17 protein-coding genes are annotated in these 18951 nt (G+C 39.0%); 6 read left to right on the plus strand and 11 right to left on the minus strand.

The window, feature by feature from the left end:
* The first annotated feature begins 348 nt into the window (after positions 1-348).
* Complete coding sequence (gene pcaU, locus IAE19_RS14475) at positions 349-1173, plus strand: IclR family transcriptional regulator PcaU (protein ID WP_200461617.1); 825 nt, start codon at positions 349-351, stop codon at positions 1171-1173.
* A gap of 377 nt (positions 1174-1550) precedes the next feature.
* On the opposite strand, the gene IAE19_RS14480 is transcribed toward pcaU, so the two are convergent.
* On the minus strand, positions 1551-2747 hold the full coding sequence (locus tag IAE19_RS14480) for a YbfB/YjiJ family MFS transporter (protein WP_200461618.1): 1197 nt from the start codon (positions 2745-2747) through the stop codon (positions 1551-1553).
* Positions 2748-2865: 118 nt separating this feature from the next.
* On the opposite strand from IAE19_RS14480, the gene IAE19_RS14485 reads away from it, so the two are divergent.
* The gene (locus IAE19_RS14485; RefSeq protein WP_200461619.1) at positions 2866-3759 is read left to right on the plus strand and encodes a LysR family transcriptional regulator; all 894 of its coding nucleotides are present in this window, start codon (positions 2866-2868) and stop codon (positions 3757-3759) included.
* A 77-nt stretch (positions 3760-3836) separates the two neighbouring features.
* Here IAE19_RS14485 and IAE19_RS14490 read toward each other — a convergent pair whose 3' ends face one another.
* The 4 genes from IAE19_RS14490 to IAE19_RS14505 are packed head-to-tail and all read right to left on the minus strand — an operon-like array spanning position 3837 to position 8209.
* A complete protein-coding gene (locus IAE19_RS14490) occupies positions 3837-4760 on the minus strand; it encodes a 2-hydroxyacid dehydrogenase (RefSeq protein ID WP_200461620.1) in 924 nt (307 codons plus the stop codon).
* Positions 4757-5515 (minus strand): class II aldolase/adducin family protein, encoded by a 759-nt coding sequence (locus IAE19_RS14495; protein WP_200461621.1) that lies wholly within the window; start codon positions 5513-5515, stop codon positions 4757-4759. Before IAE19_RS14495 ends, IAE19_RS14490 begins: the two co-directional genes overlap by 4 nt.
* A 46-nt stretch (positions 5516-5561) precedes the next feature.
* Positions 5562-6350, minus strand: a complete 789-nt coding sequence (gene paaG, locus IAE19_RS14500; RefSeq protein ID WP_200461622.1) for a 2-(1,2-epoxy-1,2-dihydrophenyl)acetyl-CoA isomerase PaaG — start codon at positions 6348-6350, stop codon at positions 5562-5564.
* Positions 6351-6406: 56 nt separating this feature from the next.
* Positions 6407-8209 (minus strand): acyl-CoA dehydrogenase C-terminal domain-containing protein, encoded by a 1803-nt coding sequence (locus IAE19_RS14505; protein WP_200461623.1) that lies wholly within the window; start codon positions 8207-8209, stop codon positions 6407-6409.
* 332 nt (positions 8210-8541) lie between these two features.
* Here IAE19_RS14505 and IAE19_RS14510 point away from each other — a divergent pair, with 332 nt between their 5' ends.
* Positions 8542-8973, plus strand: a complete 432-nt coding sequence (locus IAE19_RS14510) for a PaaI family thioesterase (protein ID WP_200461624.1) — start codon at positions 8542-8544, stop codon at positions 8971-8973.
* A gap of 12 nt (positions 8974-8985) precedes the next feature.
* On the opposite strand, the gene IAE19_RS14515 is transcribed toward IAE19_RS14510, so the two are convergent.
* From IAE19_RS14515 to IAE19_RS14540, 6 genes are all read right to left on the minus strand, one after another.
* Complete coding sequence (locus tag IAE19_RS14515) at positions 8986-10212, minus strand: MFS transporter (RefSeq protein WP_200461625.1); 1227 nt, start codon at positions 10210-10212, stop codon at positions 8986-8988.
* 19 nt (positions 10213-10231) lie between these two features.
* Complete coding sequence (locus IAE19_RS14520) at positions 10232-11500, minus strand: DcaP family trimeric outer membrane transporter (protein ID WP_200461626.1); 1269 nt, start codon at positions 11498-11500, stop codon at positions 10232-10234.
* A 99-nt stretch (positions 11501-11599) separates the two neighbouring features.
* Complete coding sequence (locus tag IAE19_RS14525) at positions 11600-12250, minus strand: 3-oxoacid CoA-transferase subunit B (protein ID WP_200461627.1); 651 nt, start codon at positions 12248-12250, stop codon at positions 11600-11602.
* Positions 12250-12918: a 3-oxoacid CoA-transferase subunit A gene (locus IAE19_RS14530; RefSeq protein ID WP_200461628.1), complete on the minus strand. Its 669-nt coding sequence runs from the start codon at positions 12916-12918 to the stop codon at positions 12250-12252. Before IAE19_RS14530 ends, IAE19_RS14525 begins: the two co-directional genes overlap by 1 nt.
* Before the next feature lie 47 nt (positions 12919-12965).
* A complete protein-coding gene (locus IAE19_RS14535) occupies positions 12966-14246 on the minus strand; it encodes an MFS transporter (protein WP_200461629.1) in 1281 nt (426 codons plus the stop codon).
* Positions 14247-14310: 64 nt separating this feature from the next.
* A complete protein-coding gene (locus IAE19_RS14540; RefSeq protein WP_200461630.1) occupies positions 14311-15465 on the minus strand; it encodes an acyl-CoA dehydrogenase family protein in 1155 nt (384 codons plus the stop codon).
* Positions 15466-15781: 316 nt separating this feature from the next.
* On the opposite strand from IAE19_RS14540, the gene IAE19_RS14545 reads away from it, so the two are divergent.
* From IAE19_RS14545 to IAE19_RS14555, 3 genes are read left to right on the plus strand one after another with little or no spacing between them, the layout of a single operon-like run.
* Positions 15782-16570 carry an enoyl-CoA hydratase gene (locus IAE19_RS14545; protein WP_200461631.1) on the plus strand — a complete coding sequence of 263 codons (789 nt, stop codon included), beginning with the start codon at positions 15782-15784 and terminating at the stop codon, positions 16568-16570.
* Positions 16571-16603: 33 nt separating this feature from the next.
* Complete coding sequence (locus tag IAE19_RS14550) at positions 16604-17365, plus strand: SDR family oxidoreductase (RefSeq protein ID WP_200461632.1); 762 nt, start codon at positions 16604-16606, stop codon at positions 17363-17365.
* 51 nt (positions 17366-17416) lie between these two features.
* A complete protein-coding gene (locus IAE19_RS14555) occupies positions 17417-18934 on the plus strand; it encodes a 3-hydroxyacyl-CoA dehydrogenase (RefSeq protein ID WP_200461633.1) in 1518 nt (505 codons plus the stop codon).
* The last annotated feature ends 17 nt before the right edge of the window (positions 18935-18951 follow it).

An 18951-nucleotide genomic window follows, 5' to 3' on the forward strand; every position in this document is an offset into this window, starting at 1 on the left:
TTTAATCTGGGAAAGCGCTTCCGGTAGGGTCGCTGCACTTTTATCTATCATTTAGATAACTCCATTGTGCATCAAGCAAAATTAGAAAGGTGGAAAACTAGGATATGGCTAAGGAAGAACATTTCATGCAAATTCAAATACTATTCCTTAGTCATTCAGTAGGATTCCCTTGTCTGATCATTTTTTATAATTTTTTGTTTGAGTTCCAGAGTAGTTTGGTAGGTTTTGTTCGATGTATGAATAATTTGTTCGATGATCGAACAAAACATAGTTCGGTTATTCTAATTTAGCGTTATAGTATTGCTGTCAATATGACAAACGTATGAAGCAATGGAAATGTTAGCAAATATGGATCATAAAACAGTCAAAGAAGAAAAGATTCTTCACAATGCCAGTAACAAAAAAACGATTCGCCATGAAGATTTTGTTGCTGGTATTGGTAAAGGCATGGCGATTTTAGATAGTTTTGGTACAGATCGTCATCGTCTAAATATTACCATGGCCGCCGAAAAAACAGGAATGACTCGGGCGGCTGCACGCCGCCATTTATTAACTTTAGAATATCTTGGTTACCTCGAATCAGATGGCCATTATTTTTATCTTACTCCAAAAATATTAAAATTCTCAGGATCTTATCTTGGTGGTGCTCATCTTCCCAAAATTTCCCAACCATTACTTAATTTGTTGACAACACAAACCTCTCTTATTTATTCAGTCATGGTGCTAGACGGCTACGAAGCGATTACTATTGCCAGAAGTGCAGCACATCAGCAAACAGACCGTGTAAATCCTTATGGGCTTCATTTGGGAAACCGTTTACCAGCCCATGCGACATCCGCAGGTAAAATCCTTTTGGCCTATCTGGATGACCATGAGCAAGAAGAGTGGTTATCGCAACATCCCTTGCAACGCCTGACTAAATACACTTATACAAATAATGCTGATTTTTTAAAACTTTTAGCAGAAATTAAAGAACAAGGCTGGTGTTATTCAAGTGAGGAACATGAGCTTGGTGTACATGCCTTGGCAGTGCCTATTTACGGACAACAATCCCGTGTTGTAGCTGCACTTAATATTGTGTCTCCCACCATGCGAACGACAAAGGAATATTTAATTCAGCATATCTTGCCCTTGCTACAGGAAACAGCCAGAGAGTTACGCAATATTTTATAATTTAAATTTTAAACTTCCTGTTCGATCATCGAACCTTTGTATTTTTCAAAAAATACGAAATAGGCTCTATTGGTGAGAAAATAGCCACAAATTTATTAAATAAATTCAGTACTGCGTTAATATGCATCATTCTTTAAAATTCAAACACTGAATAGTATTTAGATAGTTTATGTGAATCTTCATTTTATATGACGATTTAGTCTTGAATGAAGATTCAATATTGATTCATATATTTGAATTTTATTGTAAGAAATGCTCTCTAGACTCGTTCAAATATTCAGGACTAAAAAAGTTATCCCATGTTGATAAACCCAGAAGAATAATCATGCTTATCATCAATATCATAAGGATACGTAAAACCCCAAAAACATAATGCATTAACCTTCCCCTCTTAACCCATTCAAATGTGATTTTTGAATCGTGTAAAAACACAAGCTACAAGCCAAAGCAACCACCATAATAACGGCACCAAGGAAAAATAAATGTGTGTAATAACTGCCATGAGTATGTAAAAAACTCATGACAACGCCACCCAAAAGTTGTGCTGTTGCAAAGGCAGCAGTGGCTATACTCCAGGCATATTGATGATTTTGAGTACCTAATATTGTTAATAAAGCACTTGAACTCAGTGAAACCACAGCTGGATTTAACAAACCCGTTAAAAAAGAGGAAACAGCCAGACTATAAAAAGTATGAAAATAGACTGGGATAAAAATTGCCAGACTATAAAGTAAATAACAACGCCATAACGCCCCTGTAAGTTGCCAATATTTAACACAATAAAAAGCAAACACAGCTCCTAACATGGATCCTATTCCATAAAAGGCCCATTGTTGATTGGCAAATTGAACACTTTGATGTAATTCATGTTGTATAAAATCAATCCAAAAAAGGCTATGTGGAATATAAGCAATCGCACTTAGAGCATATGCAACAGTAATAAAAGTGGCTGCTAGAATTCGTTTGTCTGATTTAATAATAATGGATTCATAAGCATGTGCTGTTTCAATTAGCTCAGGTTGATGGCGTAATCCAATTAAAATTACGACACTACAGAAAAGGCTTAAAATTCCTAGAAATAACCAACCTAACCCGACATTAATATGTGCTGCATAAGGGACAATAAATGTTGAAATTACAACCCCTGCGCCTATTCCACTAAAAGCGATCATACTCAGCTTGGGACGTAATTCGATTACCACTCGTTTCAATGCATAACTAGGTGCAAGTACCATCAAAGTACTACCTGCGATTCCTGAGAACACCCGAAAGATAATGTATAAAGCATCAGGCAAGCCCTGTATTGCACACAATATAAGACTAAAAGCACCTAAAAATGCGCTAACAATAATCAATATTCTAGGCTGAATATATCTGGAAACAGGATGTGCCAATAGGGCGCCCAGCAGATAACCCAATAAATTTGCACTGCTTAAATAACTTGCAAATGTTGCAGTAAACCATTTTTGTTCAACCAAAAGCGGCATTAAAGAAGTATAGGAAAATCTAAATAACCCGATTCCCAGACAGGTTGACAAAAAGGCCACCCAAAATAATCTGGAAGTATTTTGCATACGTTGAATCCTGTTTAAACTTAATTGATTAAATCGTGTTATTTGTATCTGGTAAAATGATTTATACTGATAGTTGGTATCTTATTTTGAGATAGGCCTACTTTTTGAGACCACAGCAATGCAGTTAAAATCCTTGGAAATTTTTTTAAAAGTACTGGAATGTGGCAGTTTTTCTCATGCAGCGATTCAGATGCATACCGTCCAATCCAATATTACTAATCATATAAAAAAGCTCGAAGATGAATTAAATTGTGAATTGCTGTCACGTCAATCTCCCATTCGCCCGACCAGTGCAGGCCAGCAATTATATTATTATGCAGAACAAATGGTTGCGCTGCATCAACAAGCTAAATTTCACTTTTCAAATCAAGTTTTATGCCATGACATTCCATTAAAAATTGGCAGCATGGAAACCACCGCAGCAACGCGTCTGCCCCAATTATTTAAATCGATAGTTATGCAATTACCTAAATTACGATTGCATCTAAATACTGGCACAACACGTGAGCTGATTGACCGCGTTTATGCGGGTGAGCTCGATTGTGCTTTTATTGCCAGTTCACAAGCATTGCCTGACTTTTATAATGTGCATGTTTGGACGGAACATTTGGTGTTAATTTGCCCCACGGAAATAAATAAATTTCCAGACAAGAGAGTATTGTTAAATACTCCATTCCTTGCAATTCGTCAGGGCTGTTTTTATCGAAAATGTATTGAATCTTTTTTACAACGCTATGACTTGCCGCCTTCACAACTGACTGAGATGGGAAATCTGGATGCAATCTTAAGCTGTGTGCATTTGGGCATGGGTTATGCAATATTGCCACGTTCTTATATTGAAAAATCATCTTATAAAGATGAACTACAATTTTTTGAGATTGATGATCAAATTGGTAAAATTAATACGTATCTAATCGCCAACAAACCACAAAGTTGGAGTGGTAATCTCAGACACTTTATTGAACAAGTAACGGATGTTTTAGAGCAGCCTAAAACCTTAGACGTTGTTTAATATTTTTAAATAGTCGTTTTAAATAAAAGATGAAAGTTGAATGCAACCTTCATCTTTCCTTCGATTCAAAGCAAATCTTAATACCCTTTTACGACATTGACTTGATTGACCAATGACCGCCCTTGCTGCACACGATTGTCATTTTCAATGATTTGTCCAATAACTGCCGACCACGGTGCATGTGAAGCGACGTGGGGCGTAACCAAAACTTTAGAATGCTGCCAGAAAGGATGATCCTGAGCTAACGGTTCTTTTGTAAACACATCTAAAATAGCACCTCGTAGTTGTTCAGAATTGAGTGCTTCTAGTAAATCCTGTTCATTTAAATGTTGTCCACGGCCACAATTTATAATACAAGCAGCGCGAGGAAGTTGTTGAAATAATTCAGCATTTAATATGCCAAAATTATCTTCAGTCAAAGGTAATAGATTAATCAAAATTTCACTGTTTGCAAGAAAATCCTTTTTTTGTTCATTACCCGCGTAGCAAGTTACGCCTTGTATCTGCTTTAAGCTTCTTGACCAACCTGAAACCTGATATCCCAGTTGGGCAAATTTTTCAGCCATAAAGCCGCCCATTTGTCCTAAACCCATAATTCCGATTTTGACCTCTGAACTGGATTTTTGCGGAGGTTGCTTCCAGCGTTGCTGCTGTTGTTGCGCGATCAAGACATCAAAAAAACGTTGATAATACAAGACACACCATTGCAAATAATCGTACATACCTTTTTGATGATGTTCATCTACAACACGACAAACCGCATAACGCTCACCAATGCGTTTTAAATTTAAGTGTTCAACGCCAGCCGCCATTGAATGGATCAGTTTAAGATTGGGTAAAGTTTCAAGATAATCCAGATCTGGAAACCATGAAATAGCTGTAGTTGCCTGCTGGGCTTGTTCACTATGCGCTAAACAATAAGCATCTTGTGGTGCGTATTCGGCCAATGCATCTTCAAGCCATTTTTGTACTTTAGGGACAGTCGTTGCGATGATGATCATGAGCAATATTCCTCTTTTTGTCCCTCAATCAAGGACAACGCTGCATTCCACGCATTTGAGATAATACGTTCAATGGCTTTGGACTCAAATTGTGCAGTTGTATGTTCACAGACTCGTTGGCTTGGAATATTTAATTCACAGCCACCGGCAAGTGCTTTAATTTGTGCCTGACAGGCACGTTCCAAAAAGTAAATTTCATGAAAAGCCCGTTGAACATTATCTCCAGCAGCCAACAAACCATGATTGCGTAAAATCATTACCCGATTTTGTCCAAAATCCTGTATTAAACGTTCACGTTCTTCCGTCAATAAAGCAACCCCTTCATAATCGTGATAACTGATTTTGTTATAAAATTTCAATGCATGTTGCGAGATCGGCAATAATCCCTGTTTTTGCGCTGACACGGCAATTCCATCAGCTGTATGCGTATGAATCACACAATGTAAATCCTGTCGTGCGGAATGAATAGCAGAATGAATCACAAACCCTGCTACATTGACCATTTTTCCTTGATCATGAGTAGCAACAATATTGCCGTCATAATCAATCTTGACCAAATGAGATGCCGTCATTTTTTCAAAAGGAATGCCATATTGATTAATTAAAAAATGACCATCTTCGTCAGGAACACGTAAGCTAATATGCGTGTCAATTAAGTCTGTCATACGATAATAAGCAATCAACCGATATAACGCCGCCAATTGACATCTGGCAGCCCATTCAGTTGCTGAAACCTGTTGTTGTAAACTTGACATCACAGCATCCTTTTTCTGTATTTATCATGAATAAAATCGTGATTATCTAATCAAAATTGGCTGAACGTTTTTGCATAAACGCTTGAACACCTTCTCGATAATTTGTCGATTTTCCCGCTTCTTTTTGCAAGTCTCGCTCAAGATTTAGTTGTTGTTCAAGCGAGTTTTGTCCTGACAGATTCAATGCTTTTTTAATTAGTCTGACCGATGAAGATGGCTGTAAGGCCAAAGTTTCAGCCAAGGCATTTACTTGATTCTGGAATTCATCATCTGGATACACCTCCCAAATCATGCCCCATTGTAATGCCTTATCAGCGGGTAATTTATTTCCAAGAAAAGTCAGCGCTTTTGCTCTGGCATGACCAACTAAACGAGGTAATATCCATGTTCCACCTGCATCAGGAATTAAACCCACTTTAGAAAATGACTGAATAAATGAAGCAGATTGTTTGGCCACCACGACATCGCATGCCAATGCAATATTGGCTCCAGCACCAGCTGCTACGCCATTCACCGCAGCAATCACGACTTTAGGCATCTGAGCAATTTTTAAAATAAGCGGATTATAGTATTTCTCAAGAGAAGCGCCAGCATCGTAGTCTGGATGTTCAATCATTTCAGGTTTTCGCGCTGATAAATCCTGCCCCGCACAAAAACCTTTCCCCATACCGGTGATAACGATCACTTTAATTTGCTCAGATTGTTGCCAGTGATCCAGAATAAAAGCAACTTCCTGATGCATTTGTTCATTAAAACTATTTAAGACTTCAGGTCGATTCAATGTTAAATATGCAATTCTGCGTTCAACATGCGTCAATATATATTGAAAATCCATATCAAATCCTTACAGTTTAAAAGATGGTTTTTCACCCTCTCTATATCCCTTTATCTTTAAAAAGCAAAATCTTCTGCATCTAGCGCCATGACAGATTCGGCCCCTGATTTAATGGAGGCTGCATGCTGTTGAGTCCGATTTAATAACTTGTCATAAAAAAACTGGGCTGTTCTGAGTTTAGCCTGGTAAAACTTATGTTCGGTTGTGCCATCCTCTAATTTTTGTTGCGCAATTTTTGCCATACGTGCCCACAAATAAGCGAAAACGATATAGCTTGAGTAATAAAGATAGTCGACAGATGCTGCGCCAATTTCGTCTGGATGATTGTTTGCTTTTTCTGCAATGTGCTGAGTGAGATCCAACCATTCAGTTTTTAACTGAGATAACTGATCCACATATGATTTTAAAACTGAATTTGTCTGATTTTCACTGATAAATTTTTCAATTAAATCAATCATATTTTTTAGCAATTTATTTTCAGACTTTAGTACTTTACGCGCGAGCAAATCTAAGGATTGAATTTCAGTCGTTCCTTCATATAAGCTCGAGATACGAGCATCACGGACAATCTGTTCCATGCCATGCTCCACAATAAAACCGTGCCCACCAAAAATTTGCACACCATGTTTGGCGGACTCATTGCCTGTTTCGGTCAAGAATGCTTTGGCAATTGGGGTAAGAAACGCAAGAAGCTCATCAGAAAATTGTTTAGCTTGAGAGTCGTATGAATGCTCAATGATATCGGCATGTTGGGCTAAAAAATACACCAGTGCACGACCACCTTCTGCAAACGCTTTTTGTGTCATTAACATGCTACGAACCGCAGGATGCACAATAATCGGATCGGCATTTTTCTCTGGAAATTTTGCACTACCCAGAGCACGCATGGCCAAACGGTCTTTAGCATAGTTTAATGCGCCCTGAAACGCCATTTGTGAGGCAGCTACCCCTTGTACGGCTGTACCAATACGTGCTGTATTCATAAAGGTAAACATACAATTTAAACCGCGGTTTTCAGGGCCAATCAAATAACCTTTGGCTGCATCAAAATTCATTACACAGGTGGCATTGCCATGAATCCCCATTTTATGTTCAATCGCGCTACAGACCACTTGATTGCGATCCTGAATATTGCCAGATTCATCGACATTAAACTTTGGCACAATAAACAAGGAAATCCCTTTTGTTCCTGCGGGTGCTTGGGGTAAACGTGCCAATACGATATGCACAATGTTTTCGGCCAGATCATGCTCCCCAGCTGAAATAAAGATTTTTTCGCCAGTAATCGCATAACTTCCATCGGCCTGTGGTTCCGCTTTAGTTCGGATTAAACCTAAATCAGAACCCGCATGGGATTCAGTTAAACACATGGTTCCCATCCATGTTCCCGCAATCAACTTCGGTAAGAACTGCTGTTTTTGCTGGTCAGTTCCATGATGTTCCAGTGTACGCATTGCTCCGTGAGACAGCCCCTGATACATCGACCATGCCCAGTTTGAGCCGTATAACATTTCAGATAATGCAATGCGTAAAGAAGTAGGTAAACCCTGTCCACCGTATGCTGAATCTGCGGTTAACGATGTAAAACCTAGTTCAGCATATTTTTGATGTGCTTGTTTAAAGCCTTTAGGCGTGGTAACGACGCCTTGGTTTAGATGACAACCTTCTTGGTCACCTGACTGATTTAGTGGCGCCAATTCATTTTCACAAAAATCTGCTGTCGCCTCTAAATATTGATCAAGTACATCGCGCGTCAGTTGATCCGCATATTCTGGAAATCCTTGATAATTTTGTTCCGCATCAAATACTTCATGCATAACAAATTGTATATCGCGTATGGGAGCTTTATATGCAGGCATATCCTATTTCCTTAATTCTCTGTTTAACTTAAAAGCATGTTTTAAGTTTCTTGAAATTCATTTCCTCATTTACTAAAAATATCTAAAAAAATTTCATATTGCAAAATTTATTTCTGCAAAATTTAATTTTTATTACCGTTATAAATTAATATGATTTTTTATAAAAATAAATTTATTAAAATTAATGTATAAAATACAATTAATTATATATAAAATCTGCAAAACCACCTGCTTTTACTATTTATGGTTCAATTTTTGTTATGCAAAATAATATTCCGAAAATATGATTTTTATAGTAAGGTATTTTCCATGTTTTATAGCAAGGATGAACCATGCAAGCACCTCAAACAGGCTTAGAATTCTTAAATTCTCTTAAAAATGGCGAAGTTTCTTCGTCACCCATGGCCCAAACTCTGCCTATGCAGCTTATTGAAGCCTCAGAAGGCAAAGTAACTTATAAAGTAACACCTAATAAAACCCACTTAAATGTGCAAGGGGGCGTACATGGCGGTTTTTGTGCCACTGCATTAGATACAGCAACAGGGGGTGCTGCACATTCGGTACTGCATGCAAATGTGGGTTACGGTACGATTGATTTAAATGTCAAAATGATTCGCCCGATGCAGATAGATACTGCTTACTATGCACATGGCGAACTGATTAATGCTGGTCGTAATATCATTACCACCGAAGGCAAAATTGTCGATGATAATGGGAAAATTTATGCTTTTGCCTCAGCAACATTCATGATTATTCGTCGTTAATCAATCACCGGATTAAGCTTGATTGCTTAATCCACTTTTATGAGGCTGGCGCATTTTATAAAAATCATAACGATCAATCATACAGCTAATCATCGCCATACATAAACCAATACAGGCACATGCGATCCACCCATAATGCTTCCATGTATAAACCGCAATAAATGATCCTAAAGCGGCTCCACCAAAATAAAACGTCATATAAATAGAATTAATACGCGAACGCGCTTGAGCCGAAATCCGATAGACTAGATTTTGATTGAGTACATGCAGTGCCGACAATCCGAAATAAGCTAAAATCACGCCAAAGGCATATAACACTAAAAACTTTTGGGCAAAAAACAAGGGAAACCAAGCCAAAACTAAAAGAGTCAGGCTAATGAGCGCGGTGATATTTTCTTGCTGATGTGCAATTTTTTTACCAGCCCAAGGTGTTGCAAATACGCCTGCTAAGCCCACAATACCAAATAATCCAATCTGGAAATCATTAAAATGATAGGGAGCATTGGCGAGTAAAAAAGTCATCGTGGTAAAGATGAGTGCTAATATTCCAAAGCCAATCCCCCCAACTAGACCACGACGAATTAAATGAGGTTGTTCTACAGCCAAAGTAAATAAAGAAGCATAAATTTGCCAGACTTTTAAAGGGGCTGTTTTTTTAGCAATGGGTAACTTAAACCAGACAATACAGGCAAAAGTCAGAATAATAAAACCACTCAATACATAAACGGCATGCCAAGACCAAATAGTTGATAAAAGTCCAGCGATGGATCGTGCCAACAAAATTCCCATAAACAGTCCACTCATGAGTGAACCTACGACTTGCGGACTTTTTTGTGGGGTAACTAATCCAGCCGCAAAGGGAACTAAAACCTGAGTTGAAACTGAAAAAAACGTGGAAAGAAAAGTTAAACTATAAAGTGCGCTCAGATTTGGGCTAAAGGAAAGACCTATCTGAGCCAAACCTGTACAGGACATTAGTAAAACAATATAAGAACGTTTTTCAAATAAATCGCCTAAAGGAACTAATATAAATAAACCTATTGCATAGGAAAGCTGCCCAATCACAATCACCAGTGCAGCTTGATCAGGATTGACACCCAATGCCTGCGCAATCGAATAAATCAACGGTTGATTATAATAATTCGACCCAGCACAAATACCGCAAGTCATTGCCAGTATAAACACCAGACCTTTAGACATATCCATATGTTCTGTACTGGATGGAATTATTTTAGACATTTTTTCTCAAATACTGATATTAGAACTTATACATTGAAACGAAGTTGATACGTGAAATATCTGCTTCTTTATCATCAAAACTTTCACGTTTACCATGATGATATTCAAGACCTAAATCTACATTGTTAGTAGGGGTATAAAAGGCATTGATAACATAATCAGTTAAACGTTTATTTGCCGTTGGATTGGCTTTGGCATAGGCATTATCATCATCATAATTAAAAATAGATGCGGCAATACTGCTACGCCAAGATTCATTAAATCGATGTGAATACCCCAATGTAAATGTATCATACTCGCTTAACAGTAAAGATGATTGATCCGTATTTACTGAATAATCGCCGCCCCATGCACTGCCATCAGAAGTTGAACCTTGGGTGCTATAAGGCACAAATTTCTGGTCACCTTTGATATGGAAATAATTGGCTTGTACACTTTGCTTAGGATTAAAACGATATTTAAATCCTGCTCCAACGCCCCAACTGGTCTTTTTCAGTTGATCATTATCAATTTCAGCCTCTTTTTCATTCACGAAACCTTGGGCCAAAGCTAATAGTCCGTCTTGTTTATAAAGATACTTGGCGGTTAATGATGGCAATGCCGAAGTACGATCACTGGTATATTCTGCGGCAACATCCAAGGTATGCTGCGGATTAAATTTCCATTCATAACGAATTTGCGGCAAACGAGTGTAGGAAATACCTAACAACTGAGTGAAGTCAACCGATTCAGTAGCAGTTTCCATATTTGACATAAGTGACCATGTCTGACCAAATAACCAATTGTCAAAAGTCACGTAGGCATGACGGACACGGAATGCACCCTCGCCCTTACCTCCATTGGCCCAGAAATCACCCTCAAGTTTGGCTTGAACTTTGTCATTTCCTCCCAAATTTTTGATATTGACACCAAATCGAGTTGCAGCAATAGATACATCTGAGCGTGTGTGGTTGTTTAAGTCATATGGCGCGGCGTTAATTTTACCTGAAGTACGTCCACGTGCTGTCGGTGCAGATTTAAAATCAACTGCGGCATCCATACGTAAAATGCCATAAAAATCGACATTATCTGTCCACGTAGAGGTTTTTAATTTTTCGGTATTTTCTTCAATTTTTTGCTGTTTGACTTGTAAATCTTGTTGCGTATTTTTTTGCGCATTCAATTCTGCTTTTAATCGCTGCAATTCATTTTCCAGCGCATTAATACGTTGTTCAGTCGTATCGGTAGAATTTGCAAAAAGCGCCCCTGAAGCCGTAGCGCAGGCTACAGCCAACATAAGTTTTTTCATCTTTATTCCTTAAAGATATCTGTTAGATAGATTCACCTGTATATGCCCCTGTTAAATCCGATTGCCATATACAGGTTAAATTAAAAAAGAAATTAAAATTTAAATACGAGCATCGATCAGTGGGCATGCGGTGACTGCCTGAAGTTCATCTAAATTCAGACCGTCCACCATTTCAATGACATGCGCTTGACCATTTTTAAGCTCAATAATGCACAAATCGGTATAGATACGATCCACGCATTGCTCACCTGTAATAGGATAGGTCAGTTGATTGACAATTTTGGCCTCACCCTTTTTGGTGGTATGTTCCATATAAACAAAGATACGTTTTGCACCAACCGCAAGGTCCATTGCACCTCCTACCGCAGGAACGTCATCTTCCTTACCTGTATGCCAATTCGCCAAATCACCATTTACAGCAACCTGAAATGCACCGAGAACACAAATATCCAAATGTCCACCACGCATGATGTCAAAGGAATCTCCATGATGCATAAAGCAACCACCAGGTAATAAAGTCACCAGCTCTTTGCCTGCATTAACCAAATCAGGATCTTCTTCACCTGCTACGGGTGGTGGGCCGAAAGCCAATACGCCATTTTCAGAGTGTAAAAAGATTTCCTTGTCCTTTGGTAAATATTTGGCCACATTGGTTGGTAAACCAATGCCTAAATTGACATATGAACCATCAGGAATATCTTGAGCAATTACAGCGGCAATTTCTTCGCGACTTCTCTTTTGAATGGTCATCAGATATCTCCCACTTTCACGACATGTTGCACAAATATTCCTGGTGTAATAATGCATTCAGGATCAAGACTTCCCAACTCAACTACATCATGTACCTGTACAATGCTGGTTTTAGCAGCTTTCGCCATAATCGGGCCAAAGTTACGTGCTGCTTTTCGATAGGTTAAATTGCCCCATCGATCGGCTTTATCGGCATAAATCAAGGCAAAATCAGCTTCAAGCGGATATTCGAGTACATAATTCTTGCCATTAATATTCCGGGTTTCTTTTCCTTCAGCGATTTTGGTGCCGTAGCCTGTTGGGGTAAAAATTGCCCCTAAACCTGCACCCGCAGCTTGAATCCGACAGGCAAGGTTGCCTTGAGGTACCAGTTCTAATTCAATTTTTCCAGCACGATATAAATCCTGAAAAATGGTAGAACCTGCTGACTTTGGAAAGGAACAGATCATTTTTTTTACCAGACCAGAAAGTAACAGTTTGGTTAAACCATGATCGCCCGAAGCAGCATTGTTATTAATGACTGTAAGTTCTTTTGGCCCACAATCAATCATGGCTTCAATAAGTTCAGCAGGTTGCCCTGTGACACCAAAACCACTGACCATGATGGTTGAACCATCTGGAATACTGCGCAGAACTGACTCGATATTAGTCGTGATTTTATTTACCATGCGATTTATACCTTTGTCCTTAAAATATATCGTTACTTAATGAGCTTTTAATCGGCTTTTTGCGGGTTAAACAGTCGGTCTTTAATAAATAACAGAGGAATCACACCGCAAATAAAATAAGCACCTGCCATGACCAACAGACCTAAGCCAATCGAACCGTTTTGTGATAAATAACCAATAGTAAGTGGAGAGAAAATAGACAGAACTTTACCGACATTGTATGCACCACCAACTGCCGAACCACGAATAGAGGTTGGAAAGCTTTCTGTCATATACGTGGCATTGATAGCGTAAGGAATACCGTAAAGGAAACCAAAAAACAGCATTAGCCAAAGAATATTCACAGGTGTATTCAGATACACGATTACTGGAATAAACAACGCAGTACCAATCGTTCCGAAGGCAAATACAGCACGACGACCCAAGCGATCAGCAATCATCCCAGCAATAATTTTGGCAAAGATCATAATGATGAAGGTACCCACCATATACATTGCCATTTCTTTAAATTTAATGCCGAGCTCAGACTCTAGATAAGCTGGTAACCAGTTACTTACACCATAATAGCCAAACTGTAATGCGCCAGTACTGATAACCCAAAGCAAAAACATAATTCCATGTTTCTTTTCTTTAAAGATTTCACGGTACGGATTTTCACGCTTTACTGCTTTCATACCGCCATCCGTTTGAGCAGCTCGGATCTGGCGAGATTTTTTCCATGATTCTGGTTCAGGCACCATGAAATACATAAAGAAAGACAATACAATTGGAGTGATAGATAACCAGTATAAATAGCGCCAACCATGATCTGGAATAATATGACCAGCCAAAAGCGTGGCCAATAATGAACCCAGTGTATAACCCGTCATTAAAGCAGCGAGCACTGTAGTACGATGTTTAGTTGGTACCATTTCAGACATGAGTACATTACAGGCAATATAGAGAGCCCCTAAACCCATAGAGCCAAACACACGTACAATGGCAAACTGTTCAAAAGAATGAGTAAAACCCAAGGCACAAGTCAAAATCGAAGAATAGGCAATAAAAAAAACAATAATACGCACACGACCAAAACGGTCGCAGGCCCATCCACCAAATAAACCACCAATGGCTGAACCAAATAAGGTTAAACTACCTAATGTTCCCGCTTGTACCCCAGTAAGATGAAATTCTGTTTTAAGACTGGTTAAACTCAGAGCCAAAAAGCCCAAATCTGCACCATCACAGAGTAAAGCAAGGAAAGCAAATATAAAGGCGGTAATCCAGATTTTCCTAGGCGTTTGAATCGCCTGTATTGTACTACTTGATGTAATTGTATCTGTTGTCATGTCTCTTTCCTCAGACAAAAATACATGAGGCATCCAATTGCCTCATGTTTACTTCACTAAAAAGTTAAGCAGTCACTTCCTTAATCATATTTTTCGCAATAATGATTTGTTGAATCTGAGTTGTACCTTCATAAAGACGGAATAAACGTACATCACGATAAAAACGTTCAATTGAGTATTCGCTGATATAACCCGCGCCCCCATGAATTTGCACACAACGATCTGCAACACGACCACACATTTCAGTCGCAAACATTTTGGCGCATGATGCTTCGGTACTTATGTTCTGACCTGCATCACGACGACGTGCTGCATCTAAAACCATACATTTGGCAGCATAAATTTCCGCTTTAGAATCTGCGAGCATGGCTTGAATAAGTTGGAAATTTGCAATCGGCTGACCAAATTGCTTACGCTCAACTGCATAAAGCAATGCATCATCCAACATACGTTCTGCAACACCAACACTATATGCGCCAATATGTAGACGACCTTTATCCAAGACTTTCATCGCTGTTTTAAAGCCAACACCCTCAACACCACCAATTAAAGCAGAGGCAGGAATACGGCAGTTTTCAAAAATGACGTCACAGGTATGGGAACCTTTTTGCCCCATTTTTTTATCGATTTTGCCCAGTGAAATCCCAGGTGTATTTGCTTCAACCAAAAATGCAGAAATACCGCCTGCCCCTTTAATTTCTGGGTTAGTACGTGCCATAACGGTAAAAGTTGAAGCTCGTGGTGCGTTGGTAATAAAACGTTTTGTACCATTTAAGATATAAAAATCACCATCTTTTACTGCGTTGGTTTTCAATGAACCAGCATCTGAACCCGCTTCTGGTTCGGTCAAACAAAATGAACCGATAATTTCACCGCTGGCATAACGTGGTAAATATTTTTGTTTTTGCTCTTCAGTACCATCAATAATCAAACCGCTTGAGCCAATTCCGTTATTTGTACCAATTAACGATCGAAATGCTGGAGAAGTATGTCCCAACTCAAAAGCGACATTGACCTCTTCTTCCATGGTGAGGCCCATACCACCGTATTCTTCGGGAATAGTTAATCCAAATAGACCCAACTCACGCATTTTTTCAATAACATCTTGTGGAATATCATTGAGTTCATCAACTTCATGTTCTCTTGGAACTAGTTCATTCTTTACAAAATCTCGAATAGTCGAGAGTAATTGTTGCAACATTCCTTCATCGCGGATCATGAGCGATCTCCCATTTCATATGTTTCGCTGTTTTCACTGACTGTTTCGCAAATTAGCCAGTTCACAAGGTTTCACAAAATTTAGTTCTGCGTTTGATTGGTTTCATACTACGAGAATTAAAACCAACATTTCAATACTTTTTAAAAATAAATTTCGTTTAACGAAATTAATAACCATATGGTGCTTATATTTCAAGCAGTTATTATTTATCCTTGCGATACAATAAGAATATGTAAGAAAAAGCACTTGAAAATTTTTACTATTTAAGCATTATATGAGGAATACAGTTTTGATGTGCGAAACAAAGGATGCAAAAATGACAGAAATTAAAAAGGATAATTTTGTTGAAATAGACTATTCCATAGAGAAGATTGCAATTGTCAAAATTCATCGTCCAGAATCAAAAAATGCATTAAATACAGAAGTACGTAAACAACTTGCACAAGCATTTAATGAACTCAGTTTTAATGAACACATCAACGCGATCGTTTTGACAGGCGGCGACGAAGTTTTTGCAGCTGGTGCTGATCTTAAAGAAATGGCAACTGCGACTTCAACAGAAATGATGTTTCGCCATACCGAACGTTACTGGAATGCTATCGCACAATGTCCAAAACCTGTAATTGCGGCTGTAAATGGTTATGCGTTAGGTGGCGGGTGTGAACTTGCTATGCACAGTGACATCATCATTGCAGGTAAGGGTGCAATTTTCGGACAGCCTGAAATTAAAGTTGGTTTAATGCCTGGTGCAGGCGGTACACAACGTTTATTCCGCGCCGTTGGAAAATTCCATGCCATGCGTATGATTATGACGGGTGCAATGGTTCCAGCAGAAGAAGCCTATGTGATTGGTCTGGTTTCTCAAGTAACCGAAGATGATCAAACAATTCCAACTGCAATCAAAATGGCACAAAGTCTAGCAAAAATGCCACCGATTGCTTTACAGCAAATCAAAGAAGTTGCCTTAATGAGCGAAGATGTGCCATTGAATGCAGGTTTAACTTTAGAGCGCAAATCATTCCAATTACTGTTCTCGACTGAAGATAAAAATGAAGGTATCAGTGCGTTTATTGAAAAACGCAAACCATCTTACCAAGGTAAATAAATCTTCATAGACGAATATTTAGGGAATGAAATAATGGCACGTAAAGTTCTTATTAGTGCGGGTGGCTCAGGAATTGGCCGCTGTATTGCTGAAGCTTTTTTAAAACAAGATGATGAGGTTTTCGTCTGCGATATTAATGAAGATAGTTTAAAGCTGTTTAAACAGGACTATCCACAATTGCATATCGCCTGCTGTGATCTTGGCCAAATGGATGCTATTCCTTCAATGTTTGAAAGTGTCTTACGGCAATTGGGTGGATTGGACATTTTAGTCAATAACACTGGAGTTTCTGGCCCAACCGTTGCAGCAGAAGAACTGAGTTTTGAAGACTGGACGCAGGTTTTAAATCTGAATTTGAACAGTACTTTTATGATGACCAAATTGGCTATTCCTTATTTAAAGCAATCACCATCTGGTGTGATCATCAATCTTTCTTCCATTGCTGGACGCATGGGCTATCCCTTTAGATTGGCCTATTCAACTTCAAAATGGGGAATAATTGGTTTTACCAAAACCCTTTCGATGGAATTAGGTGCCTTTGATATTCGTGTAAATGCAGTACTTCCGGGTGCAGTTGATGGCGAACGTGTACAACGGGTATTGCAAGCACGTGCAGATGCCATGAATATTTCGCTGGATGAAGCGACGCAAAATGCTTTAGCCAATCAATCGCTAAAACATTTTGTCAATCCAAAACACATTGCAGATCTTTGTGTTTTTCTGGCATCAGACAGTGCGAGTTCCATTTCAGGGCAGATATTACCTATTGATGGCGACAAACAGCGGCTTACTTAAATTTTCATATCCTTATTTTTCAAATGATTACAGCATCTTGGGACAGTCATCATGACACAACAGATTAATAAAATTGCCATTATCGGCGTAGGTGTAATGGGTAGCGGTATTGCTCAGATTGCAGCTCAGTCAGGCCATACTACTTATTTGTATGACGCCAAAACAGGCGCAGCACAACAGGCAAAGGAAAAATTAGCAGCGACATTTCAAAAGTTACTTGATAAAAATAAGATTACGACTGAACAAGCCGATTCAGCCAATGCTAATCTTTTAATTGCCAATGAACTTACCGATTTAAAAGACTGTGATCTCATCGTTGAAGCCATTATTGAACGTCTGGATATCAAACAATCGCTCATGGATCAACTTGAAGCAATTGTTCCAGAAACCACTATTTTGGCATCTAATACATCATCACTTTCAATTACAGCGATCGCGGCAAATTGTAAACATCCTGAACGCGTAATTGGTTACCATTTTTTTAATCCTGTACCACTCATGAAAGTGGTGGAAGTCATTCAAGGTCTAAAAACAGATCCTAAGCATGTTGACACGCTAAATCAACTATCCCGTGTTTTTGGTCATCGTCCAGTTGTCGCAAAAGACACCCCAGGATTTATCATTAACCATGCGGGTCGTGCGTATGGCACCGAAGCACTTAAAATTCTGAATGAAAATGTCGCAGATATTAGCGAAATTGACCGCATTCTCCGGGATGGCGTTGGTTTTAGAATGGGGCCATTTGAGTTAATGGATTTAACAGGTTTGGATGTTTCTCATCCTGTGATGGAATCGATCTATCATCAATATTATGAAGAAGCTCGCTATCGTCCGAACTCATTAACCAAACAAATGCTGGAAGCAAAACAGTTGGGCCGTAAAGTAGGTCAAGGGTTTTATGACTACCGCACTGGAAGCAAAACGGGTGACACACCTGTCAAAATGGTTGAGCGTTTAGATCGTTATCCTGCTGTCTGGATTGCGGCTGATTTTGCAGATGATAAAAAAGTGCTTGAGGCCTATTTAACAGCGCAGAATGTTCAACTCGATACAGGAATAACACCGCAAGCAGAAAGCTTATGTCTCTTGGCATGTTATGGCGAAGATACTACTCATGCAGCGCAGCGCCTACAAGTGAATCCAGCACACAGTGTTGCTATTGATATGCTCTATGGTATCGAAAAGCATCGTACCTTAATGCCATCACTTGCCACTGAAACCAGTTATGTTCAAGCTGCTCATTCCTTATTTAATCTTGATGGTGCGATCGTAAGTTGTATTAACGAAAGTACTGGTTTTGTTGCACAACGTGTATTGGCAATGGTGATTAATTTAGGTTGTGACATTGCTCAACAAAATATTGCAACGGTGGATGACATTAATGCTGCTGTGCGTCTAGGTCTGGGTTATCCATATGGCCCGATTGAATGGGGCGATGTACTCGGTGCAGACAAGATTTTATTGATTTTAAACCGCATTTCTGAATTGACTTACGACCCACGTTACCGCCCTAGCCCGTGGTTACAACGCCGTGTCGCACTTCATCTTCCACTTACATTTATTGCTTAATCTAAAAAGGGAATTTC

Source organism: Acinetobacter sp. S40, from assembly GCF_016624705.1.
Lineage (GTDB): Bacteria > Pseudomonadota > Gammaproteobacteria > Pseudomonadales > Moraxellaceae > Acinetobacter.